The sequence below is a fragment of the Pragia fontium genome (assembly GCF_900638655.1).
Lineage (GTDB): Bacteria > Pseudomonadota > Gammaproteobacteria > Enterobacterales > Enterobacteriaceae > Pragia > Pragia fontium.
Genome location: NZ_LR134531.1, coordinates 2,368,342 through 2,393,563 on the forward strand (window position 1 = coordinate 2,368,342; position 25,222 = coordinate 2,393,563).

The window sequence follows — 25,222 nt, forward strand, 5'->3', positions numbered from 1 at the left end:
GGTAAAACCGAAGTCTTACCGGCAACAACGTTAGAACTTCTCAATGACCGTACGGCTGATAATTTCGTTCTGTACTTCTTTACATAATTCAACGAAATAGGCGCTATAGCCGGCAACTCGCACAATCAGGTCGCGGTATTTCTCTGGTTCCTTCTGTGCTTGCTTTAATACTTCATTATCAACATAGCTAAATTGCATCTGGCCATTCCCCAGAATCGAAGCGGTTCTCAACAGAGTAATCAAACCGTTTCTACCTTCTGGCGTATCCAGCAAGCCTTTCAGGAATTTGAAGTTATGAACCATACCGATATTCATGGTTTCAACGTTCATTTTACTGACCGACTTGATAATGGCCGTAGGCCCTTGCTTATCCGCACCCTGCGTTGGACTAATACCATCGGATAATGGCATCCAGGCCAAACGACCATTTGGCGTAGCGGCGGTTAATTCACCAATCGGTGTATTATTGGAAATGGACAAGGTGCCGTGGCTAAGCTTGGAATAAAGCATCTGATATTTGCCGCACTCCTTCTCCGTCCACTCGGTAATATCCAGCGCGAACAGGTCGACAGTATCATCGTCATTACCGTATTTCGGTGCGTTCAAGCAGTCTCTTTTCAGCTCATCATAGCCTTCAAAGTTAGCCAGCAAACCATCACGGATATATTCCAGCGTGTACTTCTTATCTTCGTATACCAGCTTACGAATCGCCGCCATGGAGTCGACATAAGTTGCCAAACCGGAGAAGATTAGACCTGGGCCATAGTTTCTTACCGCGCCACCCGCGGCCACATCCAGCCCTTTCTCCATACAGCCTTCCACTAACAGGGACATCAGCGGTTTTGGTGCGACTTCTTTGTGAACTCGCTGACTGATTACCGTACCGATAGCAGATAACTTAACGATATGGGAAATCTGAGTTTTGACCGCACGCTCGAAATCTTCAAAGGTTTTCAGTGAGCTAAGTTCACCCGTATCAATACCCTGATGGCTATCAAACAGAATCATCCGACCACGGTTAAGCACGAACTCAATCGCAATTGGCCATTGGGTATAGCCGGTTGATGTCCACTGGTAGATTCGCCCAGACTTCTGCGGTTCAACACAGCCCATCAGACAGTAGTCTCTGGCATCCTCAAAGCTGAAGCCTTTACCTAACATCATCTTGATATGCGAGTCATCAAAGTGACAGGCCGGGAATCCCATACCCGCTTTCACCACATCAACAATTTTCTCCATGTACTGTTGTGGTGATTGGTTATGAATACGACATGCCAGCGATGGCTGATACACTTTAACGAAGCGAACCGCATCCATAATCAGATAGGTTAAATCGTTCGTTGCGTCTCCACCGGTTCTCTTCTGTCCGCCAACCGTCAGGTTGATAAACGGCTGGTAACCCGCAAAGTATTTCGCCCCCAGTTCGCTGGACATCCACATTAACTCTGCACACTTCAGGATAAATGCCTGTAGCAGTTCTAATGCCTGATCTTGTGTAATACGACCGGATTCAATATCGGCCTGATACATTGGATAACAATATTGGTCTAAGCGACCTAAGGACAATCCGGTTTGGTTTTCTTCCACTTCAAACAGCGACTCTACCGTCCAAACGCTTTGCAGCGCTTCCTGTAGGGTTTTCGGTGGGTTAGCCGGCACATTTTCGTTAGTTTGCGCGATGGTTAGCAGTTCAGCCCGACGAACCGGATCATTCTCAACAGCCGCTAATTCTCTGGCTCGGTCAGCGATGCGCTTAGCATAGGCAACCACCCCTTCACAGGTTTCAATGGCGGCTTTATAGAAATAGATCTTCTCGATATCGCCAGGATTTTCCATGCTCAAGGCCGCCAGTCGCTCTTGCGCGTCGGCTTTAATGCCATTCATCCCTTTAGTGAACAACAGCACGTCATAGCCTGGACAGGTATCGCCACCACCGTTAATTTGGTGATATGACAGGTCACTGACATAGGTTTCACCGCTGAATGCCCAAATTCCGGCTTCGCGATACTGCGCTTCACAAATTTCATCCAGTGAGCGACCTTCCCAGAAAGGTACAATTTCCTCTCTGATCACTTTTTTATCTTCTTCCGAGATGACAAACGGATCCTGAGGGCGAGTCCCCATGGTATCCAGCTCATCTTTCACCCAACGCCAGGCAATATCTGGAGAGAACGCACCCGCTCTAGGCTTACCACACGGATGGCCGACGATCAGCTCTTCATTTTGAATCAGGATAGGTGCCGTTTCACACGATGCTCTGAAGGCCTTGGCCCGTAGCAGAATCGGCGGTAAACCCAAGTTCTTTTTCGTTACTTCAGTAAACGTCACTGCACGATAGATAGAAACGCTAGGACGAGCCTGTAAATAGTTGTCGCGCAGACGCTTCATTCTTGGCGTCAGCCCTTCCATTTCGGAAGTAGAACTTTGATAAGTTGCCGCTGGGGCTGACTGAGACATTGATTCAACGAACTGTGGCTGCCCTGACTGGTGACTGCTAAAGAGTCTGACCTGTAGTCCGTTGTTGTAAGATGCAATGTTCTGACGCGCTGCAAGTAGCATCGCCGACAGTTCGTTTTGCACTACTTCTTTATCATTGAGGCTACCACCGTGTAATAGCCAATCAAACATTGGATAGCCATCCACTTCGCGAGTTGCTCTGACTTCTGATAGTTCACACAGTTTTAGCCATAAGCACTCAATAATTTCATAAGCCTGCTGTGGCGTTAACTTACCGGAGTTAATATCCTGTTGGTACAGCGGATATAGCGCTTTATCAAACCCCATTGGGTTTACCGCAAAGCTGCCGTTCTCCAAATGTAATACCAGTTGGAATAAATAGAATGCCTGACAGGCTTCCTTAAAACTTCCCGCCGGATTAGCCGGCACTTTATTCAGAATTTCAGCAGTTTCCAGCAGTTCAGCTTTACGATAGGGATTACTTTCCATGGTGGCTTGGCTAGCGGCTTTATTCGCAAAAGCCAGAGCCAGATTCATCGCGGCACTACAAGCATAGATAGCAGCTTTGCACTGATTAACTTCATCCAGCGCACTACGGCTAACCGCGCTGCCCAAGCTGCGAACGCGGTCTTCCATACGGGCTTCAATCGCCAAAAAACCTTTGGTGATCACTTCCATATAATCCGGCGATATCACGCTGGCGTTATGGCAGAGAAAGTTAAATACCGAAGGATTTTTCAGCTCTGCTTCACTGTGGAAAATCACGCCGCGCGGATTGGAAGATTGGCTACCCACAATTAATTCATCCTGACCAATGTAGGTCGGGAATTTTTTGACAAATTCATTTAATAATCTGGCATTTTTTATCACCTGCGGCATACCAGAAATTTCATTTGCTAACGCAGCAATAACACTCGCCCGTTCAGTACTGATAGAACTATTTTTAGTTAGTAATCTTTCTGCCAGCAGTTTTACCCGAGGCGTGAGTGAAAATGTAGCCATAATAGAACCTCTCCTGATATTCTTTTTGCGCCGTTTTTATCAAGCTATGAACCTGTCACATTTCAACTCAGCAGCGCTAATAACGTTTATATTCTGTATGTGTTGTCCGTTAATCCGCTTAGGACATGGCAACACCGGCATAGGCTTGTTGGTAAAGTGTTTCCATATCCCAGGCGCTGACGTCACGTGGATTCGTTGGCGTACAGTTATCCTTTAGCGCTTGGTGTACTAAGCTGCTCAGACGCTCAGAGAACGCCGATTCACTAATCCCGACCGCCTTGATACTGGTTGGAATATTCATTTCTTCTTTCAGCACGTTAATGGCCACAATAAGGCTGTTGACTCCCTGTCGGGTTGTCTCGGCGGGTAAAGCCAGCATACGTGCCAGTTCGGCATATTTTCGTGCCGCTTGGTTATCGCAACTGCCGTAAAAATCGGCATTAAACGCAACCACATAAGACATCAATAAAGCATTCGCTTTGCCGTGAGGAATCGCGAACATGCCACCTAATGCGTGAGCCAAACTATGGGTAATGCCTAGCGATGCATTCGTAAATGACATGCCAGCGATACATGAAGCGTTATGCATCTTCTCTCTGGCTAGCGCATTGTTACCGTTGTTGTAGCAATCAATCAGATGACCAAATACCAACTTGACGGTTTTCTCGGCCAGCGCATCGGTAAAGTCATTAGCCTGTCGAGAGACATAAGCCTCAAGCGCATGGCATAACACATCCATTCCGGTATCTGCCGTGATGGCCGGAGGAACAGATTGCACCAATGAAGGGTCGAGAATGGCAATATCAGGCAGCATAAACTCATCAACAATGACCAGCTTTTCGGTGCGGGATTTAATCACCGAGAAGGACGTCACTTCAGAGCCGGTGCCACTGGTAGTGGGAATAGCAATGAAGCAAGGCTTGGTCAGGCCGGTGTCCTTGCGGCAATGCCATAAGGCATAGATAACGGCTTTTGCAGCATCAATCACCGAACCACCACCCAAAGCAATCACCAGGTCAGGGAAGTTTTCATCCATCAATTTCATCCCTTTTACGATGGCTGAAATATCCGGATCGGAGGCCACATCATCATAAAGGCGATAGTTAATCTGCTTTCTTTGCAAAATGGCACAGACTTTGTCCGTCAGGCCAAATTTCACCATCGCTTTATCCGTCACGATAAAAGCATTGCGGCCATCCAGCGTTTCAATACATTCAAGTGCATTGGCGCCAAAATAAATTTTAGGTTTGATCAGAAATTCATTCATATCAGCATCAACTCCTTAACAGTCCCGCTGGACCTTTTCTACGATGGCGACAATCGACATCGCTTTATAACGATCTTTGTTCAGTGCGAAATACTCCTCGACCAGAACCAGATCGCCAGTCCCTGCACCTACACTGTCTACCGCTACGTAAGTCTTATCTTTAATTAACGTCTGATCGTCCCCGATGGCCGTCACTAAAAGTAAATTACAACCTCTCAGTTCATCACTTTTTTGCGTTGCCACAACATGCCCTGTTACCTTTGCGAGAATCATGGTTTTTATCCCAATATAATCAATGCTGCCTGAAACCGCGGTTATCGCCCTATCCGGCCTAAAACCTCTTTAATAATCCGCTCGACGCTCTCTTCGGTAATTTCACCTTTTGCTTCACTGATGGCACATGCACCAAAGCGATCGTCACCGTTGGCATATAACGCTGCCGGCTGGGACGTTGCAGGTATGGCCGCACCGGAGGTAAAGCGATGATCGTCAAAGATACTGGTATTGCTGCTGCAGGCTGGTGCCGTCGCAACCACTGGCTCATTAGCCGATTCCACCACCGGATGTCTCAGATCGTTGATGCTTCTGACGCCATATCCCACTTTACGGACGTTAATCAGGTTTAATGGCCCGACGTTGTCTGAAGTAGAACCGCCGCCAACCGCGCCACACCCAAGGGTTAATGCAGGTATGAGGTTGGTTGTTGCACCAATGCCGCCCAATGCAGCCGGGGTATTGATCAAAATACGGTGAACCGGTTTTTCCAGCGCGAACTGACGAATGACGTCCTGATTCTGAGTATGAATAACCAGCGTGTGCCCCAATCCTTCATTGGTCAGAAGCTCTACCACGCGATCGCAGGCCTTCATCCAATCTTCTTCGATATACAGTCCGAGAACCGGACACAGTTTCTCTCTGGAGTAAGGATTTTTATGCGATACGCTGTCTTGCAGGGAGATCAGCACTCGAGTATCAGCCGGAACGGAAAAACCAGCCCGCTCGCTCAGAGAGATCGCTGTTTTACCGACGATCGCTGGGTTAATCATGCCGTTCGGACGGAGAAGAATGCCGGCAAGTTTGTTCGACTCATCGTCATTCATAAAGTAAGCACCCTGACTGAGTAGCTCACGATGAACATCGTTATAAATACAGCGTTCGACAATAATCGATTGCTCTGATGCGCAAATAACGCCGTTGTCGAAGGTCTTACTGGTGATAATGTCGTTGACGGCCTGCTTAATATCGGCACTTCTTTCAATAAACGCCGGACCATTACCTGGACCACCACTGATGGTTGGTGTGCCCGAGCTATAGGCTGCCCGAACCATACCTTCACCACCAGTTGCCAGAATCAACGAGACATCTTTACTGTGCATCAGTGCCTTGGTCGCTTCCAGGGTCAGTAGCGATAACCCATCAACAATACCTGCTGGTGCTCCGGCTTCTTCTGCCGCTTTTCTCACAATATCGATCGCCCGGCGACTACATTGCTGAGCATTAGGATGGGGGGAAAAAATGATGGCGTTGCCCGCTTTTAAAGCAATGAGCGTTTTATAAAAAATAGTAGAAGTCGGGTTAGTTGAAGGTACCAGCGCGGTCACAATACCCAGCGGCACACCAACTTCCATCACTTTATTGACCCGATCATCGTTGATGATACCAACCGTTTTCAGGTTTTTGATATGCTCATAGACCCGACTGGAAGCAAACACGTTTTTCAGTACCTTATCCTGCCAGTTACCAAAACCCGTTTCTTCATTGGCTAACTTAGCCAATTCTTCTGCGTGCAGATAGGCTTCACGAGCAATATGTTTAACGATACTGTCTATTTTTTCCTGCGAAAACTTTGCATAAATGGACTGAGCTTTTTTAGCGTTTCTAATCAGCTCACGGGCATTTTGTACCGATTGCAGATCGTTATCTAATGCGATCATTAATCATCCCCCATACAGACATTAAATGCGGGCTTAATCAGCCCGGTTATTGATTGTTGAGATTAAGCCTTATGCTGCGAGGCGATTTTCTCGATATCATTATGCGGACGGGCGATAACCCTGGATGACACCACCACACCAATTTTGCCTGCGGCTTCAACCCCGGATTCGACAGCAGCATTCACTGCGCCAACGTCCCCTTTAACCATGACGGTAACCAGACCCGATCCCACATTCTCATAGCCAATAAGCTGTATATTGGCGGCTTTACACATTGAGTCTGCGGCTTCAATTGCAGGTACCAGCCCTTTGGTTTCGATAAGTCCTAGCGCTTCTTTCATCAGTGATACCTTTTATTCAATCACTTTGTACTGGGAAACGATTTTCTGAATATCGTTATGAGGACGAGCAATAACCAGTGAAGTGACCACCTCACCTACTCGTTTGGCTGACTCGGTACCAGACTCTACCGCCGCTTTTACCGCGCCGACATCACCCTTAACCATCGCCGTTACCAGACCTGAGCCCACATTTTCATAACCAATTAATTCAACATTGGCGGCTTTACACATGGCATCGGCCGCTTCAATACAGGCAACCAAACCTTTTGTTTCAATCAACCCTAATGCATCACCCATACTTTCATCCTCCAGAAGACAGGTTTAAGCCTTATGCTTAATCACAATCTTGTTAATATCGTTATGCGGACGGGCAATCACCAGCGACGTCACAACTTCACCAACGCGCTGTGCAGACTCTACGCCAGAATCCACTGCGGCCTTCACTGCGCCGACATCACCCTTAACCATTGCGGTTACCAGACCTGAGCCCACATTTTCATAACCAATCAATTCAACGTTGGCGGCTTTACACATGGCATCGGCTGCTTCAATACAGGCAACCAGACCTTTTGTTTCAATTAACCCTAATGCATCACCCATTTTCATTTCCTCCGTAGAGCAGGTTTATGACTTCACTATATTCAGTCGGCATCTCCCGACTCGATTTGACCCGTTCATAAACATGATTCAATTCACTCGCGAGCCGTTCAAAACCCACTATACCCAGCGCCCCCTGAAACGAAATTTAAATTCAACAAATTGCAATAAATAGAGTTTAATTTTGTTATTTATCTAACCACCCCCAGCTATTTATTTAATCTCTCTAAAAAACAAATAAAAACAGCACTACCAGCCTCGCACTTAAAACGCAGTTATTGATTAAAAAAAACGCTAAAAATCATTGTTAATGGAATGTATCAAAGATGAAAAATACCAGTGGAAGGTGCATTTTTTTCGTCGATTTTTACCCTGACCAGATCAAGTTTGATAAAAAACAATTAAGCCTGTTTTTCACCAAAAATGAGGCAGGTCAAAAGACGAGAAATAACGCTAAATTGATACGGTTATCCAATACATGAAGAAATGGCCAACTGTTGATATCGGATGTTTCAGACAGGCAGTGCTGGGCTTACTGAGGGGAAACCGTTGGCAAACTGGGCGCGGTATCATGAAAAATCATGCAGTGACCATCATTCCCAAGGGTAAAATCGTAGAAACAACGACACGAGGCATGATAAAAAGTCGTCGAATAGTTGTAATACTGAAAATGCGATCGTTGAGTTTTATCTTTTACCCTTTCTATTGAGCGCTAGAATTCAGCCGACAGCTAAGTGAAGCGCTGCTTTGTCTGACTAAATGGCATTAGCCATTTTGAACAACACTTGTGCTGGCCCGTTAGGGAGGGTCTTATGAAATAAGTCGAATAACCAAATCAGCGCCGGTACGTTAACCCAAGCGAAGACACTGAGGGCTGAGGGTGGTCCCCGCTTTCGCAGGGATGACGGTATAAATGTGGGAATGACAATATAAATCATAGTTAAGAATTCATGTTTATTTTTCTGGGGATTCCTCAGCGCTTTCGCAGGGATGACGGTATAAATGCGGGAATGACAATATAAATCATAGTTAAGAATTCATGTTTATTTTTCTGGAAAGCCTTCAATGCAGAGGGCGTTCCCCTAACGCCCTCTACTCGACCACGTATATTGATACTGATTTATTCTCGTGCTGATAGTGGACGACATTTTCGCGGTCATTGAGTTGAACGAACCATCATCAACCCAATGATTACCATTCACCAAAAAACCAATATTCAATAAATTATCTAATGGGTTTTAATGCACAGATATAGAGCGGAGAGTTCAAAGAACTGAGCAACAGCGTTTTATCATTCATCTTTTGCGCTTTAAGCAATAAACCATCATGGCTATCCGACATCTCGCGCATAAAATAATCAAAAACAACGTCAGGTGACTGATCGATAGAGGATTTACTGGCCTGCCAACTTTTCACTCGGTAATAACGTTCCAGTGGAGAAATTCGCTCGGAGGTATAATCAAACTGAACATACCGTTGCAAATAGAGATAACCTTCAGTGGAAGTGGTATACCCTTCAACCACAATTGAGCCTTTCCCTTTGCCAAAAAAGCTGAAATGGATATTGGCGTTTACCGATTGCATTTTTGTATCTTCAAAATGCATGATCGCTTTAGTTGAACAGCTCATCGCGCCATCGCGTATCGGTAACATACGCCATGCTATCGGCAATGAAGTAAATATCAGCATAAAAAGCGCGGCAAAAAAGAATAATTTTCCACAATGATGTTTTACGCTCATCCTTTACTTCCATGCATAATAAAAGTAGTTCTCACAGTAACTAAAGGGATTGTCTTCATGCTTGGCACAGTGCGCCAAAAAAGTTCGCCCTAGTCCGTTGGTTTGTAACTTGTCACCGTAATAAAATAAAAACCGTTCATCTTCCCCACAGTTAATAGAAAGCCGGGTTCGCACCGCGTCGAAACTCTTAATAAACCCTTCTTTAACGGCCGTATTGATCATCTTTTCTATCGACAATAACTCGCATCTGTCATGATCAACCGCCGTCAATTTGATACCTTGGGGCGAAGCGCTTTCTGAAAGGTGGGATATAAAAAACATCACACAGGCAAAAATAAAAATGAATAGCCCGGCATAACCCCAGTTTTTATCAACAGAAATTTCCGTACTCTTTTCTTGTTTCGCTTTATCTGATGTTTCTTGCTGTTTATCGGCCAATTCATCATGAATTAATTGCTGTTGTAAAACCGGGTGAAGGATATTGTTATCAATTACTTCAATCGTCAGAGTCGGATTAATTTCCAGACGGCCTTTCGGTATTGTCACAATAATGTTCTCAATACCATAATTACGAAATGTTTTACGTAGCAGGCTAATATATTGATTTAAATTACTATTTGAAGAAACCAATCCATTATCATCCCAGACCTGCTTCATAACGCTATCGCGCGTCATGACGCCCGGATTTTGGATTAATACATACAGCAGAGCGTTGGCCGTAATTGACAGCGTAGTATCGGATGTACCGTTATCGTCTAACTTTAGTGAACCTTCAGTAGCGTCATAATAGAGAAAGGCATTAATTTTATATTTCATTACAGCCCCCTTTGCTTATGTTACCAACGCCTACTTGTGGTCGGGGAGAACGATGTTTTCATTGCCTCCCCGCGTCATATCCGCCAATCTGCTAACCAGAGCCTGACGTTCAATGGGTGTCATGGTGGGCCCCTCGGTCAATTCAGAAAGCCACAGCCCATCTGCGGCATAGCGCACCAGATTACCAATATAGCTCCGATCAATTTCATCACCGTGCCTGAGATGTTCCAGCATCCAGTCTCTCCAGCACTTACGCAGCACCGTTTCTTTTGGCATAGCGAGTGAAAGTAAGGCTAACTCTCTACTCTCATCCGTCTCGCCCAAGCCAGCAATGTACATCAGATAGGCTCGACTAAAGCGCCCTTCCGGTAGTGGATCCTCTTGCTCAAGGGCGACAATTTTCTTTTCCATTCGGCCAAGAAGATTAGAGAATAAAGCATGAATCAATTCCTGTTTTCCAGGAAAGTGGTGTAATAACCCTCCTTTACTGACGCCAGCTTGCAGCGCAACAGCATTCAGAGAAAGCGCAGCAATACCATCTCGGGCGGCAATAACGCTCGCCGCTTGAAGTAATTGCTCCTGCATACGTTCAGGATCTTTTTTGCGTTGGTAGTTATTATTCATGCGAGGAATCATACCGACTGGTCGGTATGATTGATGTTGATCGAAATCAATCTGTCTGGCGTCGTGTGAAAGTAATCACTCGATATGTTAGCTGGCTCACAATTGGCGGTAGGATTAAAGCAATTCTATAATTTTATTAGCTTTTTATTATCTCCACTTGGGTCTATTCTCCCCACGCTCTCCCTCTATTTTCAATTCAACTGCGCTATTCGACGGCTTAATGATGCACATAAAAAAGCCCGCTAAGCGAACAACAATGACGCGATGCGGGCTTAAAAAATAAACCTATCACTATGATTGATTCATCCCCAATCGCTTTATCTCAATCTTAGGGCACAGATTCATCACCACTTTCAATCCGGCACTCTGTGCCAGTGCTTCCGCCTCATGATTAATCACGCCAATCTGCATCCACAGAACGCTAGCCTTAATCGCAATGGCTTCCTGTGCAATCTCATAAGCTGCATCCGAATGACGAAAGACATCCACCATATCAACCGGACGCGGTATATCCTTCAGGTTAGCAAATACCGGTTGCCCCAACAGCATTTGCCCAGCCAATTTGGGACTAACGGGTATTACGTCATAACCTTGAGATAATAAAAATTCCATAACCACATAGCTGGGACGATCTGGCTTATCGCTGGCACCCACTAAGGCAATGGTCTTCACCTCTCTTAAAATAGTCCATATGTCACGGTCTTCCATCGCGCTCCCCCTCTAATGTTCTTATTTCTATCGCTATTCAGATAAACGAGATTTGTCAGAAACCCATGTCATCTGAACATTAAAATTAGCTAAATGCACACTTTTATCCATTATCCCTTTTTTCTGAAACGGAGTTTCAGTAGTCTATGGGACATAATTATTTCAATAAGGGGTTTGACTGCATATGCAACTGACAACGCGGATAATTTCAGTAGAAAAAAACATTGCCTTGGTTGCTCACGACCACTGTAAACAGTATTTGCTAAAATGGGCTGAGGACAATAAAAACACCTTAGCCAAGCATAAACTTTTTGCCACTGGCACTACCGGTAATTTAATTCAACGAGCAACAGAAATCCCGGTTCACAGTATGCTTAGCGGCCCAATGGGCGGCGATCAGCAGATTGGTGCGATGATTTCAGAAGGTAAAATTGATGTGCTGATTTTCTTTTGGGATCCCCTTAATGCCGTGCCACACGACCCCGATGTGAAAGCGCTTCTTCGTTTAGCTACCGTTTGGAATATTCCTGTTGCCACTAACCGCTCAACGGCAGATATGCTGATTAATTCAGGCCTCTTTGAAAAAGAGATAGAAATCGCCATTCCTGATTATCAAAAATACTTACAGGAACGTTTAAAATAAAACGCCCTCGCTAATTAAGCATCATGTAAAAAGCCTGCCTGTCAGGCTTTTTTAAGGTTTACGTTTCACCGCTACGCCAATATCCGCTAACTGTTTCACAAAAACCGAGGGCGATGCCGTATCCTGCATTAGCCAAACTTGGTGTTTCGCCCGGGTCAGGGCCACGTAGAGTAATCGACGTTCTTCCGCATAGGGAAAGTCGTCAACTTCCGGTAAGAGCACCTGTTCAATCACGGAATGATTCTCCGTTGCCGGAAATCCATCCCTATCGGCGCTCAAACCAAGAATAATCACATATTCTGCCTGCTGCCCTTTACTGGCATGCATGGTCATAAATTCCATATTCAGCTTCGGCCAACGCGTTGATGCATTCGCCAACACTTCCGGTTTGGAATAGTGGTAACGCCCTAAGATCAGGACTTTTTCTTCCGGCCTCACATAACCGCTTAATTTATTCAACAGGGCTTCTAACTGGCTATCCGGCAAGATGGTGATGGCATTTTTATCCCCTTGGTACAAGCTGCCAATTTTGCGCTTAATCTGCGCCGGGTTCTGCTGGATATAACGACTGGTGATATCGTTAATCCCCTGATTAAAACGATAAGTCAGATCCAACGCACACTGTTCGCCCATCCCAAAAATTCGGTTGAAATCGGCTACCAGAGATTGTTCAGACCCGCTGAAACGGTAAATGGACTGCCAGTCATCCCCCACCGCAAATAAGCTACTATCCTGTTGTTGACGACGCAGTGCATTCACTAACGCGGCGCGCTGAGGAGAGATATCCTGAAATTCATCCACCAAAATATGGCGCCACGGGCTAATAAACTTACCTTTCTCGATCAAATTAACCGCCTGATGAAGCAGGCCAGCAAAATCTACCGCTCCCTCTTCTTTTAAGGCTTTCTTCCAGGCTTTAAGTAGCGGAGCCAGTAAGCGCAATTTTTTCTGAAAATCTGTACGTAGATCTTCCGGTGCCAGCGCTAGCATTTCAGCCTGGCTACCACCGTGATTGCGCATTAGTCCGATCCAATAATCTAAACGCGTCGCTAACCGCTCGGATAATCCGCTGTTTTTCCAGAATGCCCCTTCATCCAAAGACCAACCCATATCCTGTGACAGCCAGGTTCGCCAGCCGGACGCCTGACTTTTCTTTTCCGCACACTGAGAGTGCCACTGCTCAATCAGAAAATGCTGGCGAGCTTTACTGCTGGTTTCCAGTTTACTAATAACTGGCACTTTTTTACTGGATTGACTAATAATCGACAGCGCCAGAGCGTGAAAAGTTTTCGCCTGTATCTCCGTCGTCGCCAAGCGCTGTTGAATCCGCGCATTCATTTCATCGGCGGCTTTACGCCCAAACGCTAACAGAAGAATATCTTCGGCTTTAGCCTCTTTACGGTATAACAGCCAGCCGGCACGAGCTACCAATACCGAGGTCTTACCGCTCCCAGCGCCAGCTAAAACCAGAACATTTTTTTCACCGCTAATCACCGCACGACACTGGGTTGGGTTCAACGGTTGAGATTCAATATGTTGGAAAAATGCCTGATGTTGCTGCAACATACGCTGAACCCAACGTTGGTTAGTCGCATCAATGATGTCGGTACCTGAATCTATCCATTCCACACAGCGTTGATAATGCGGATGACAATTAGGGAACTCATGTAAGCGTTCTTTGGGTAGCGGAAGCGAAACAAGGGAAGTATGAATTTCAGCTTGAATGTCGACTAAGTCCTGATGCGTCAACCATCGTTCCTGCTGCAGGCGCTGATCAATCTTTTCCATCTGTTTGAGTAAAACATCGGCGGCAATTTGGCTCATTTCTAAGCCCCACAACTGCCATACCTGCATAAGGTGATGGTAAAAACGTTGAGTTTCATGCCATTCCGTACCGTGAAGTCGCACCACCTTTTGCTGCGGTAGCTCAAACTCCAGCTCTCCCCAGACCAATCCTCTTTTGCAACGAATAGCAATTAACTGATTAAATGGAATGGTATAAGTGTGCTTGGGGCCGCTGACTTCAACGCCAGCGTGGAGCATTTTGACTTTATTATAGGGGTGCTGGGCCAAATGTTGACCAACAGAAGTTGACTTCAATTCCATCACGTTATGCACCACCTATTTCTGTACGTCTGACCATAATGATTCAGTTTACCTTTTATTCCACTCTGCTCTCCAGTTGGAATAGCATAAAAGCGCTGTATTTATAGGCTAAAAAAATGCCAATGTCTCTTTTCCATTGAGTAAAGTGCTATAAACCGTAACAATAGGTACCGGCTATACTTTTATATCCGTTACCTTTTGACGCTTATATGGAGCAACCTGATGCGCAGTATATTAAATATACTCAATTTTATTCTGGGTGGGGTTTTTACTACTTTAGGATGGCTTTTTGCCACTGTTTTAACCGTTGTTTTGATTTTTACGCTGCCATTAACCCGCTCTTGCTGGGAAATTACCAAACTGTCCCTATTTCCATTTGGTAATGAAGCCATACACGTTGACGATCTTAATCCTAATGAACGTAACGCTTTAATGAATGCTGGCGGAACGGCATTGAACGTTTTTTGGCTGGTATTTTTTGGCTGGTGGCTATGCTTGGCCCATATCTGCGCAGGCATCGCCCAATGTATTACCATCATTGGTATTCCGGTCGGCATCGCTAACTTCAAGATTGCCGTTATTGCACTATGGCCGGTCGGTCGCCGAGTGGTGCCTGTTGAAGTTGCTCAGCAAGCTCGTATCGCCAAAGCCAAACGTCAGTTTCAACAATAAAGCTCGCTGAGTCATAGTATTCGCGCAATAAGGTATTGATGTAATGTCATTTATATTAGGGTTACGCCGTTACTTTTATAACAGCAACTTGCTCTATAGCATCCGTATTTTTATTGCGCTTAGCGGCGTGGTATTTGTTCCCTGGTGGTATGGGGAAAGTCTGTTCACCATTCCTCTAACTTTAGGCGTGGTGGCCGCCGCGCTCACCGATCTTGATGACCGTTTAACCGGGCGATTGCGTAATCTGGTGATTACGCTAGCCTGCTTTTTTATTGCCTCAGTCTCAATTGAGCTGCTATTCCCCTATCCGTGGCTGTTTGCCCTTGGCTTATTATTGTCCACCGCCAGCTTTATTTTGCTTGGTTCTTTAGGACAACGCTATGCAACTATCGCTTTTGGTGCCCTGCTTATCGCAATCTATACCATGTTGGGCGTATCCATGTACGACGTCTGGTATGTACAGCCGTTATTACTGTTAATCGGCGCCATTTGGTATAACCTGATTACATTACTTGGCCACCTGATTTTGCCTATTCGTCCCTTACAGGACAATCTGGCCCGCTGTTTTGAAGATCTGGCCCGCTATCTCGATGCCAAATCAATGTTGTTTGATCCCGATGAAGAACACCAGTTTACCGATCAGTTGATTCACGCCACCATGGCCAATGGCAACTTGGTTAACACGCTTAACCAAACCAAAGTCTCATTGCTGACCCGACTGAAAGGCGATCGCGGACAGCGCAACACTCGTCGCATGTTACGCTATTATTTTGTGGCTCAAGATATTCATGAACAAGCCAGCTCTTCCCACGCCCAATACCAGCAACTAAGCAAAAAATTACGCTATACCGATATTCTGTTCCGCTTTCAGCGCTTGATGACGCTACAGTCGAAGGCCTGTCTGAGCATTGCTTACTCAATTCGTTTTCATCAGAAATACGTTTATGATACCTATCAGACGCAGGCCTTAGCCCATTTGGAAAAAAGCTTATCTAACTTACAGGCTAACCGAGACTTACCATCAAGTCTGATTCAATCTTTACATCATTTATTAAAAAATCTGAAAGGTATTGATACTCAGTTGAGCAATATTGAATCAGAACAGACGGTGAATACCCCATCGCCCCAAGATAATACGCTGGCGGATGATAAGCTCACCGGAATAAAAGATATCTGGTCACGCATCGCTCAAAACTTAACGCCTCAGTCTGAACTATTTCGTCATGCCGTCAGGATGTCGATCGTACTTTTTATCGGATACGCCATTATTCAGCTGGCCCATTTACAAAATGGCTACTGGATTATGCTAACCAGTCTGTTTGTCTGCCAGCCTAACTATAACGCGACTCGTGCTCGCCTGACGCTTAGAGTATTAGGAACTATTGCCGGTATTCTGCTCGGCTTACCTATTCTCTACTTCGTCCCTTCTCAGGAAGGACAGTTGATATTAATTGTGATTAGCGGAGTCTTGTTTTTTGCCTTCCGTAACGTTCGATATGCCTATGCCACCATGTTTATTACCTTGCTGGTACTATTTTGCTTTAATTTGCTGGGAGAGGGTTTCCGGGTTGCAATACCGCGCGTTATTGATACGTTGATTGGTTGCGGGATTGCTTGGGCTGCGGTCAGTTTTATCTGGCCAGACTGGAAATTCAGACATATTTCGCTGGTACTTAAAAAAGCCATTGATGCCAACTGCCGTTATCTTGATGCCATTCTCGAGCAATATCATCAGGGTAAAAACAATAGTGTAGATTATAGAATTGTACGCCGTAACGCCCATAACCGAGATGCTGAGTTAGCCTCCGTTATCTCCAGCATGGCAGCAGAACCCCGAAAAGATACGCAACAATTAGATCAGGGCTTTCGTTTGCTGTGTTTAAACCACTCTTTATTAGGATACATCTCGGCCTTAGGTGCCCACCGTGAAAAATTGACCGAAAGCCCTGCAATATTATCCTTATTGGATGATGCAGTTTGTTATATCTGTGATGCTTTGCAGGTTAATTCAGATGATACTCAATCAACAATGCTAGCCTTAGAAAAAATCAATCAACAAATAACCGAAATGAACAGTGCCAGTAGTAAAAACCCACTAGTCACACAACAGTTAGCGTTAATTATAGGATTACTGCCCGAGTTTATTACACTGTCAGATAAGATTTACACGGATATAAAGCAATAAACGCCAGCAACCTCATCATCGCGTAATATATTGAATGATATTGCTCAAACTAAGCAAAGTGGAGATTGAGACAATAAACAGTCAGGAAGTAAAGTCATTCTATTATTAAGTTTGGTGACCGTCTGGGCGATCACCTTTAATATGCAGGTTGTTACACAGAATAATTTACCAGCTCTTTATATTTCGTTTGATCGTGTGTTCTGAGCTGTTCTATCAATTCATTACGTAATGAGTTAGGCAAGGCAGCAACGTGGCAACCTTTGATTGCGCCAGCCAAAGAGAAAAGCAAATCCAACTTAACATCTCGCTTAAATTCACGAAGTTTTATATAAGTCCTTAACGCCCCTAAATGCATTAAATCTTCACGAGTTCTGACGCCTACTTGCCTGAGTAATCTTTCTATTCCGATATTGAGATTTGGCAGATCTTTTAAACGAAGATATTCCTGTATCAGCCTTTCTTCCATATCCGTCATCGCGGAGGACAAAGCATAAGTGACAAATCGTTTTAATATTTCTTCATTCTGCCAGAGTGACTCATTAACATGGTAATACTTCATCAATACCGGTACGCCGCGTTTATTATAGATAAACTGTGACATGCCATAACTAATGAATACCGATTCAAGATACTTGTTTGCCCTTAAATAAAATTTATCGTCAGAAACCAGACCAAACATGACTTTATTTTTACAAATACCATACCCACCAAACATCGAACGGGAGGTGAGTTCACCTAGTTCACTAAAATACCCGATAACATCTTTGACTAAACTTTTTGTATCTTCTCTATTCATACATCTTCTCCGCCTTGAGATTAAAGAGTGAGTAAAAATTAGTGAAACCTGTAACGAGAAACACTTACTCGATTAAATCACACTCAACTTAATTGATTATCAAAATATATCTATAATTAATAGTTAGTTAACGATAATTTGATATAAAATATGCGAAGTACCCTGAAAATAGTTGATTTTCTCCCTCGCCTCTTATACTGTATAAAAACACAGTATATGGAGAGGTCACCAATTTATGCGCTCAACTCAGCAAACTTACAGTAACGCTTTACATACATTGATTAACCCAATGGATAAAAGCTCGCTCGGTCGCTATGGTGCGAATCTGGTTAGCGAAATTGTGTACGACCCACAAAATCCATTTACTCTGCATTTATTGCTTCCTTTCCTGCAACAGCTAGGCCAACAACCACGCTGGCAACTTTGGCTTTCACCTGAACGTCGCTTAAACCGCTATTGGATAAACAGCCTGGGTTTGCCTGAAAAAAAGACGGTTGCTTTAAATACAACCTCTATCGAAATGAGTGTGGAGATGATTGAAAAAGCGTTAAAAAGTGGAAATTTTAGTTCTGTTATAGCCTGGTTACCGTCAATGGCACCGAATGTTAAAGAAAAACTTCGCCAAGCAGCTGTCGATGGGGATTGCTACTGCTTCATTCTGCAACCTTTATCGGCAAATCAAGGGCAATTTTACCAGCCTGACTTATTCAATAGAGCCCATTGGCATTAAAACCACATAGAATAGAGACAATATAACTTTTTCACTTTATCCTGATATGAATGAGCTCAGGCACATTAAGCCTATATTGTTTGAAAACATTCTTTTCTATCAATTAATTGAAATATTAGTTTTGCGTTAAGTTATTACTCAATAAATCACAATAAACAAGTAATGCTTACCAAGAAAAATATAAATCAAGCACTAGCTTAATTAAGAGGCATTATAAATAATTTCTTATAACCGTTAGTAAATAATCACCCAATGTTAATTTAAAAATGATTATCTTCTAATCCCTCTGTCTAACCCGCACTCTTTTTATTTTTACCATTCCCCACTCTTTATCAATCCCCCCCTACTTGATAACACCTAAACCGTCATCTTTACTTAAACTAACATAACATTACATAACGGAAGGTAATGTAATTTTATGTTACATAAAACAATTTCAAAAAATCGTAACACGTTCAATGAGATAATTATCTATTCGTATAACCCTTCATTTATCTCGCTAATAAATGAATCTTTCAATTGTTCTAATATTTGAACAGCGCGCTTAATTAAGTATCAATCTGTAGGTAAATGCATGTTAATATTTATACTAATCATGGTATTTTTATGTTCTTTTAGAACTCAAGACTTGTAACTTTCCTGACACGTTGTAAACTTTACCTTGATTAGGTTGCTTTATGGTTCCGGATTCTCGATGTCAGTCATGGATTGACGTGGGTACTTTATCTTCGAACTTTAAAACCAGAACCGCAAAGCATTAACTTATATCACTACTATTTTAGATGATAACGAGGCGCAAAATGAAAAAGACAGCAATTGCTTTAGCAATGGCATTAACCGGTTTCGCTACTGCAGCGACAGCCGCTCCTCTTGATAACACTTGGTACACCGGTGCTAAAGTTGGTTGGTCTAGCTACCACGACACTGGCTTCTATGATGGCGTACCTAGCAACAACAATGACCACCCTAACCAATTAGGTGCTGGTGCATATGTTGGTTATCAAGCTAATCAATATTTAGGCTTCGAGTTTGGTTATGACTGGTTAGGTCGTATGACTTACCGTGGCGACACCAGCGGTGCTTATAAAGCACAAGGCATCCAATTATCAGCTAAACTGAGCTATCCAGTAATGAACGATCTGGATATCTACACTCGTTTAGGTGCTATGGGATGGCGTGCAGATTCTAAAGTACATTACTCTACCGGTGGTTCTTGGTCAGATAACGATACTGGCGTTTCTCCACTGGCAGCAGTTGGTGTTGAATATGCAATCACTCCAAGCATCGCTACCCGTCTGGATTACCAGTGGGTTAACAACATCGGTGATGGTGATTCAGTTGGTACTCGTCCAGACAACGGCATGCTGAGCTTAGGCGTTGCTTACCGTTTCGGTCAAAACCAACCAGCTCCAGTAGCTGTAGCGGTTCCAGTTGTTGAAACTAAGCGTTTCACTCTGAAATCAGACGTTCTGTTTGCTTTCAACAAATCAAACCTGAAAGCTGAAGGTCAACAAGCTCTGGATCAACTGTACGGTGAGTTAAACTCAATCAGACCACAAGACGGTTCTATCGTGGTTCTGGGTTATACCGACCGTATCGGTTCTGAAAAATACAACCAAAAACTGTCTGAGCAACGTGCTCACAGCGTTGTTAGCTACTTAGTATCTAAAGGTATTCCAGCTGATAAGATTTCTGCTCGTGGTTTAGGCAAATCTAACCCAGTTACTGGTTCTACCTGTGACGGTATGAAGCGTGGCGCAGCTCTGATCGATTGTCTGGCTCCAGATCGTCGTGTAGAGATCGAAGTTAAAGGCGCTAAAGACGTTGTAACTCAAGTTACCGAAGCTGCTAAAGAAGTTATCAAAGCAGTTAAGTAAGTCTTCGAGTTAAAAATTATGAAAACCCCGCTTAGCGGGGTTTTTTTTACTCAAAATTTATTTGCTCAAGCTAAGAAACAACAACAGCACTATTTCATCAAATTGGTACTATTTGTCCTGAGTAAGAATGGCTTTTAGATCCTGTTTCAATAGTGACATCTGATTGGCGTATTGTTCTTTTCTCTCCGCATCTTCAATCAGTTGAACAATTGTCTCCGACAACGTACTTCCTCGACGCTGCGATAATGCGGAAAGCCGCTGCCAAACCAGAAACTCAAGATCGATAGATTTTTTCCGCGTACTCTGATGTTCAGCGTTGAAATGCCGTTTACGACGGGCGCGAATCGTTTGCTTTAACCGATTCAATAAATCAGGATTGATATGCGCATTGATCCACTCTTGTACTTTATGTGGCTCATTTTCCAGTCGTAACAATTCATCGACCATTTCCTGAGCAGCGCTGTACTCCAGATAGCGGGTTATCGCTTCACCTTCACGATGCTTTTTTACTAAATACTTCCACTTCCACCCGCTTTCAAGATTATCTAATTGCTGATATTTCATAATGCACCCAATGAGTGACCGCGTAACATTTGTAGCATAGCAGCTTTTTTAACCTTCTCAAGCCCCTATCCCGATCGTTTTGCTATCATTGTCTATAATATTGTACAGATATAGAGCTAACTGAACACGAGAGTATGAACTCTGCCCGTTTCTTGTATAATCTCGTTTTCCTTTTTGAATAAAACAGCGAATACTTTGACTATCAATCGACTTGAATGGCAACAATTATTGCCCAATACCGCAGACTATAAGAACTTATTCGAACGAGAATATCGTCGCGAGCCGTTAGATATCGCGTTGACTCAACCTCGCTTAAAAAAGTCTTTAGCAACATTTTGTCATCAACATGCCAGCGGCTCACCGTTTATGCTGGTCAAGGCCGTAGACAGTCGTCCCTATCTTGCTTTAATCCATGATGCACTCCAAAGCATCATATCGCCTAAAAATGATGTTATTGGCAGCCGATATGACATCAATAACGGCGTTATTACCCGCTCCGATGCACAGCATCGCGATGATAACTTCGCCGCCACCAGTCACTGTCTATATGAAGAATGGCTGGAAACGGAGCAATTATTCGGTTGCTTACGTAAACAAGGCGATCAATATACTTTAGAGCCGGGTTTAATACATAAAGCTAACGGTGGAATCCTTATTTTATCGGTGCGGACTTTACTCACGCAGCCGCATTTATGGTTCCGTTTAAAACAGGCCGTTACCAGCAAACGTTTTCAATGGTTCTCCGCTGACGATACGCGTCCTTTAGCTTTATCTATTCCCGCTATGCCGCTTGACCTAAAAGTCATTCTTGTCGGTGACCGTTACGGATTAGGTGAACTACAGGAGTTAGAGCCAGAACTGACTGAGCAGGTTCTGTATACCGAATTTGAAACCGACCTGCTTATTAACGAAGAAAGCGATATTGCTACCTGGTGCGAATATGTAAATTCAGTAGCCTGCCACTATCAATTACCAGTTATCGATGCCAGCGCCTATCCTTCGTTGATCAATGCCTCCGTTAGAAAAAGTGGCGATCAGGAAAAGCTTCCCCTGTGCCCTCAAGTGTTAAGCCAAATGCTGAGTGAAGCAACACCGTTTGCCTCACCAAGCATTACGGCAGATGCGATTACTCAAGCCGAGCAAGAAAAACTGTGGCGAGAAAGTTATCTGTCAGAAATGGTGCAAGATGATATCGACCTGGGGCAAGTACACATTGAAACCGATGGATTCGTCATTGGCCAAATTAACGGATTATCCGTTTTAGAATATCCCGGCCATCCGCGTGCCATGGGTGAACCATCACGTATTAGCTGCGTGGTTCATCTGGGCGATGGCGAAATTATGGATGTCGAACGTAAGGCTGAGTTGGGCGGTAATCTTCATGCTAAAGGCATCATGATTATGCAGGCGTTTATTGCCGCAGAGTTAGCCTCTGACCAACAGTTCCCTTTCTCAAGTTCAATCGTGTTTGAGCAATCCTACGGGGAAGTTGATGGTGACAGCGCCTCTTTGGCCGGTTTATGCGCCCTGATCAGCGCGCTATCACTACAGCCAATTAATCAACAAATTGCCGTAACAGGCTCTGTTGACCAGTTTGGCAATGTTCAGACTATCGGCGGCATCAATGAAAAAATTGAAGGTTTCTTTGATGTTTGTAATCGTCGGGAACTAACCGGTTCCCAAGGGGTAATTTTACCCTTAACTAACGTTCGTCACTTATGTTTAAAGAGTGAGATTGTGGAAGCGGTAAAACAGGAGCGTTTTCATCTATGGGGCATTGAGCACGTTCACGATGCATTACCATTATTGATAGGCTTACCTTACGTTGATGAAAACAAACCAAGCATTCTTAGCGCTATTCAGGAAAGAATTTTACAGGCTGGTGGCAATGACCGTAACCGGTTACCGTGGGCTTTACGCTGGCTCAACTGGTTTAATCGTGGCTGATCGGACTTGTTCAGCTTACAACTGTAAGCTAATCTAACCCGATAATATTTCAGGCTACACCGCCATTTTACATTTTCAAAAAATAAGGCTAGTTCAAATATGTTTGAAAAACGCGAATCCTATACGAAAGAAGACCTGCTTGCGTCAGGCCGTGGTGAATTATTTGGTGCAGGCGGACCACCGCTACCAGCACCAAGCATGCTGATGATGGATCGCATTGTAAAAATGACCGAAACCGGCGGACAGTACGACAAAGGCTATGTCGAAGCTGAACTGGATATCAATCCTGACCTGTGGTTTTTTGGCTGTCATTTTATCGGTGACCCAGTTATGCCTGGTTGCTTAGGCCTCGATGCTCTATGGCAATTAGTTGGCTTCTACTTAGGTTGGCTTGGTGGCGAAGGTAAAGGCCGCGCTCTGGGCGTTGGTGAAGTAAAACTGATGGGACAAATTCTGCCTACGGCAACTAAAGTCACCTACCGCTTACACTTAAAGCGTGTGATTAACCGTCGTTTAATTATGGGAATGGCTGATGGCGAAGTATTGGTTGATGGCAAAGTCATTTATACCGCTACCGACCTAAAAGTGGGTCTGTTTAAAGATACCAGCAGCTTTTAATCAATAATTCCTATCTATATAATTTAAAAGGTGATTATCTTAATTGATATCACCTTTTTTATATTGAGTGATATACGGTAATTTCCCTAAAATTAAAATCTCTTAAAATACAACTCAACAAAAAACCTCCCGAAGGAGGTGTCATGGCTTAAATTAATTGAATTACTTTGTTCGCCACATTCGATATTGTCCAGCAACTCCAATTTCAGTTTCATATTCCTGAGTAGCCCCGTCAGCCACAAGGGTGACAGACTTCTTCCATTCTGTTAGAGCACACTTAAATTTTACAGATAAAGAGTGCTCACCGTTTGGTAAATACAAATCTACAAACTGATTCTGCTGCAATCCGACTACATCAATACCATCAACTTTAAGAACCAAAGGACAATCATCAGGAAGACCGGATCCTGATATTTGATTTACTCGATGTATCCTTACGTGTGTCTTGCTTTTGTTCTCAACAAGATATCTAGAATCATAAGTTTCATGAGCGGCCGTGTATGGTCTAGCAGTACATGCTATTCCCATCATGACTGCAATTAATAAAAATAGCTTTTTCATTAAATTATCCTGTTGATATATTTTTTTCATCATATCAACCTGAAGCCAATCAATCACCTGTCGTTGTTACTAGAAATAAAAAACCTCCCGAAGGAGGTTTGATTTATGCGGCTAAAACACATGCGCCGATCTGTTTTATCTTCTCAGTTATCATCCCGTAAGCATCGAACTTCTGTGTTATTGATGCTTTATAGAAAAATATTATGAATTGGTAAGGAATGAAGGAATCGAACGCTCATAAGCGGGGTTGGAAGCCGCCGTAATACTCACTTACTCTCTATTCGTGATATTCCGCCTAGCCCCGGTTCGACCGGATTTTTAACATCTGTCATTTATGGTTACTTGTAATGCAACCAATTAAAAATTTTAGAATATGTAACCCCACAGGCACAGAAACTACGATTATAATGACTAAAGTTGTATATTTGGTGATATTGAGAATGTTTTCCACACTCATGTAATGCATTAGAGGTGTTCGCACTAAGATCTGAAACCCAACTATATAAAATCCGGCCAGAAATATATAAGCAAGTACACTCTTAAACATGAAAATCAGCAATGGCTTTAACCCAAGCTTACATCTCCAATTGAAAGCCTCTTTAACTGTACTAAAGTAATCAAGCATCCTCTATCCTATTGTATTCATGCCAACATGCTTATTTTATTAAAACTATATTATTATCAAGTCCTCTCAGTGAATGAGCCTTGAAATGAAAAGGCCCTGATATCTGAAAAGGCTAAAATTTTCTTCATCGCTGAAATGTTCCTGAATAACTAATTTGCCGTCAGGCGAAAAGCGTCAACGCGGTTATGGTAGAAAATAGAATAGATAATCATTTCACAATGATGGCAGCAAATAGAGCTTTCCCAGACTTCATTTTTATAAGGTGCTCTGGATAAGAGAACTTGCTGACAGTAAGGGCAGTGGTATGACAAAGAAAAGTCATCGCCTTCAGTTTGAACGGTGTTTTTGTGACTACGCATATATTCCTTCTTTAATTCATCTATTCATATCCATCGAATAAAGTTAAAGACGT

Annotated in this window: 23 protein-coding genes; 7 read left to right on the top strand and 16 right to left on the bottom strand. The window is 43.7% G+C overall.

Translation table 11 applies throughout. From position 1 onward, the window contains the following. Positions 1 to 30: 30 nt before the first annotated feature. From cutC to EL341_RS10270, 11 genes are all read right to left on the bottom strand, one after another. Positions 31 to 3,459, bottom strand: coding sequence for a choline trimethylamine-lyase (gene cutC, locus EL341_RS10220; protein ID WP_126467725.1), 3,429 nt, complete (start codon positions 3,457 to 3,459; stop codon positions 31 to 33). A 118-nt stretch (positions 3,460 to 3,577) separates the two neighbouring features. Then, positions 3,578 to 4,726: a 1-propanol dehydrogenase PduQ gene (locus tag EL341_RS10225; RefSeq protein ID WP_126467727.1), complete on the bottom strand. Its 1,149-nt coding sequence runs from the start codon at positions 4,724 to 4,726 to the stop codon at positions 3,578 to 3,580. Positions 4,727 to 4,741: 15 nt separating this feature from the next. After that, positions 4,742 to 4,999, bottom strand: coding sequence for a EutN/CcmL family microcompartment protein (locus tag EL341_RS10230; protein WP_047781280.1), 258 nt, complete (start codon positions 4,997 to 4,999; stop codon positions 4,742 to 4,744). Between the two features lie 41 nt (positions 5,000 to 5,040). Next, complete coding sequence (locus EL341_RS10235) at positions 5,041 to 6,660, bottom strand: acetaldehyde dehydrogenase (acetylating) (RefSeq protein ID WP_053007612.1); 1,620 nt, start codon at positions 6,658 to 6,660, stop codon at positions 5,041 to 5,043. Between the two features lie 62 nt (positions 6,661 to 6,722). Continuing rightward, entirely contained in the window at positions 6,723 to 7,001 is a 279-nt protein-coding gene (locus tag EL341_RS10240) for a BMC domain-containing protein (RefSeq protein ID WP_047781281.1), read from the bottom strand. 12 nt (positions 7,002 to 7,013) lie between these two features. Further along, entirely contained in the window at positions 7,014 to 7,298 is a 285-nt protein-coding gene (locus EL341_RS10245; protein ID WP_047781282.1) for a BMC domain-containing protein, read from the bottom strand. Positions 7,299 to 7,322: 24 nt separating this feature from the next. Then, on the bottom strand, positions 7,323 to 7,601 hold the full coding sequence (locus EL341_RS10250; RefSeq protein ID WP_004249182.1) for a BMC domain-containing protein: 279 nt from the start codon (positions 7,599 to 7,601) through the stop codon (positions 7,323 to 7,325). A 1,221-nt stretch (positions 7,602 to 8,822) separates the two neighbouring features. Further along, positions 8,823 to 9,338, bottom strand: a complete 516-nt coding sequence (locus EL341_RS10255) for a FidL-like protein (protein WP_053007613.1) — start codon at positions 9,336 to 9,338, stop codon at positions 8,823 to 8,825. Between the two features lie 3 nt (positions 9,339 to 9,341). After that, complete coding sequence (locus EL341_RS10260) at positions 9,342 to 10,154, bottom strand: winged helix-turn-helix domain-containing protein (protein ID WP_126467729.1); 813 nt, start codon at positions 10,152 to 10,154, stop codon at positions 9,342 to 9,344. 30 nt (positions 10,155 to 10,184) lie between these two features. Continuing rightward, a complete protein-coding gene (locus EL341_RS10265; RefSeq protein ID WP_126467731.1) occupies positions 10,185 to 10,790 on the bottom strand; it encodes a TetR/AcrR family transcriptional regulator in 606 nt (201 codons plus the stop codon). Between the two features lie 279 nt (positions 10,791 to 11,069). Beyond that, complete coding sequence (locus EL341_RS10270) at positions 11,070 to 11,486, bottom strand: CoA-binding protein (RefSeq protein ID WP_126467734.1); 417 nt, start codon at positions 11,484 to 11,486, stop codon at positions 11,070 to 11,072. Between the two features lie 184 nt (positions 11,487 to 11,670). Between EL341_RS10270 and EL341_RS10275 the strand changes: the two genes are divergently transcribed. Further along, the gene (locus tag EL341_RS10275; RefSeq protein ID WP_047781287.1) at positions 11,671 to 12,129 is read left to right on the top strand and encodes a methylglyoxal synthase; all 459 of its coding nucleotides are present in this window, start codon (positions 11,671 to 11,673) and stop codon (positions 12,127 to 12,129) included. A 51-nt stretch (positions 12,130 to 12,180) separates the two neighbouring features. Here the strand turns inward: EL341_RS10275 and helD are convergent, their stop codons facing one another. Beyond that, entirely contained in the window at positions 12,181 to 14,235 is a 2,055-nt protein-coding gene (gene helD, locus EL341_RS10280) for a DNA helicase IV (RefSeq protein ID WP_126467735.1), read from the bottom strand. A 222-nt stretch (positions 14,236 to 14,457) separates the two neighbouring features. Here helD and EL341_RS10285 point away from each other — a divergent pair, with 222 nt between their 5' ends. Beyond that, positions 14,458 to 14,907, top strand: a complete 450-nt coding sequence (locus EL341_RS10285; RefSeq protein WP_047781289.1) for a YccF domain-containing protein — start codon at positions 14,458 to 14,460, stop codon at positions 14,905 to 14,907. A gap of 43 nt (positions 14,908 to 14,950) precedes the next feature. Beyond that, a complete protein-coding gene (gene yccS, locus EL341_RS10290; protein WP_047781290.1) occupies positions 14,951 to 17,092 on the top strand; it encodes a YccS family putative transporter in 2,142 nt (713 codons plus the stop codon). 151 nt (positions 17,093 to 17,243) lie between these two features. On the opposite strand, the gene EL341_RS10295 is transcribed toward yccS, so the two are convergent. Next, positions 17,244 to 17,888, bottom strand: a complete 645-nt coding sequence (locus EL341_RS10295) for a TfoX/Sxy family DNA transformation protein (RefSeq protein WP_047781291.1) — start codon at positions 17,886 to 17,888, stop codon at positions 17,244 to 17,246. 235 nt (positions 17,889 to 18,123) lie between these two features. On the opposite strand from EL341_RS10295, the gene EL341_RS10300 reads away from it, so the two are divergent. Next, positions 18,124 to 18,618, top strand: coding sequence for a cell division inhibitor SulA (locus EL341_RS10300; protein ID WP_053007614.1), 495 nt, complete (start codon positions 18,124 to 18,126; stop codon positions 18,616 to 18,618). 800 nt (positions 18,619 to 19,418) lie between these two features. Beyond that, positions 19,419 to 20,495, top strand: coding sequence for a porin OmpA (gene ompA / locus EL341_RS10305; RefSeq protein WP_074823542.1), 1,077 nt, complete (start codon positions 19,419 to 19,421; stop codon positions 20,493 to 20,495). 108 nt (positions 20,496 to 20,603) lie between these two features. Here the strand turns inward: ompA and matP are convergent, their stop codons facing one another. Then, positions 20,604 to 21,059: a macrodomain Ter protein MatP gene (gene matP / locus EL341_RS10310; RefSeq protein WP_047781293.1), complete on the bottom strand. Its 456-nt coding sequence runs from the start codon at positions 21,057 to 21,059 to the stop codon at positions 20,604 to 20,606. A gap of 195 nt (positions 21,060 to 21,254) precedes the next feature. Here matP and EL341_RS10315 point away from each other — a divergent pair, with 195 nt between their 5' ends. Further along, on the top strand, positions 21,255 to 23,006 hold the full coding sequence (locus tag EL341_RS10315; protein WP_074823545.1) for an AAA family ATPase: 1,752 nt from the start codon (positions 21,255 to 21,257) through the stop codon (positions 23,004 to 23,006). Positions 23,007 to 23,105: 99 nt separating this feature from the next. Then, on the top strand, positions 23,106 to 23,624 hold the full coding sequence (gene fabA / locus EL341_RS10320) for a bifunctional 3-hydroxydecanoyl-ACP dehydratase/trans-2-decenoyl-ACP isomerase (protein WP_047781295.1): 519 nt from the start codon (positions 23,106 to 23,108) through the stop codon (positions 23,622 to 23,624). A gap of 162 nt (positions 23,625 to 23,786) precedes the next feature. Here the strand turns inward: fabA and EL341_RS10325 are convergent, their stop codons facing one another. Both EL341_RS10325 and EL341_RS10330 read right to left on the bottom strand, forming a co-directional pair. Beyond that, complete coding sequence (locus tag EL341_RS10325) at positions 23,787 to 24,185, bottom strand: hypothetical protein (RefSeq protein WP_074823715.1); 399 nt, start codon at positions 24,183 to 24,185, stop codon at positions 23,787 to 23,789. A 774-nt stretch (positions 24,186 to 24,959) separates the two neighbouring features. Then, positions 24,960 to 25,169: a hypothetical protein gene (locus EL341_RS10330; RefSeq protein ID WP_047781296.1), complete on the bottom strand. Its 210-nt coding sequence runs from the start codon at positions 25,167 to 25,169 to the stop codon at positions 24,960 to 24,962. Between the last annotated feature and the right edge of the window lie 53 nt (positions 25,170 to 25,222).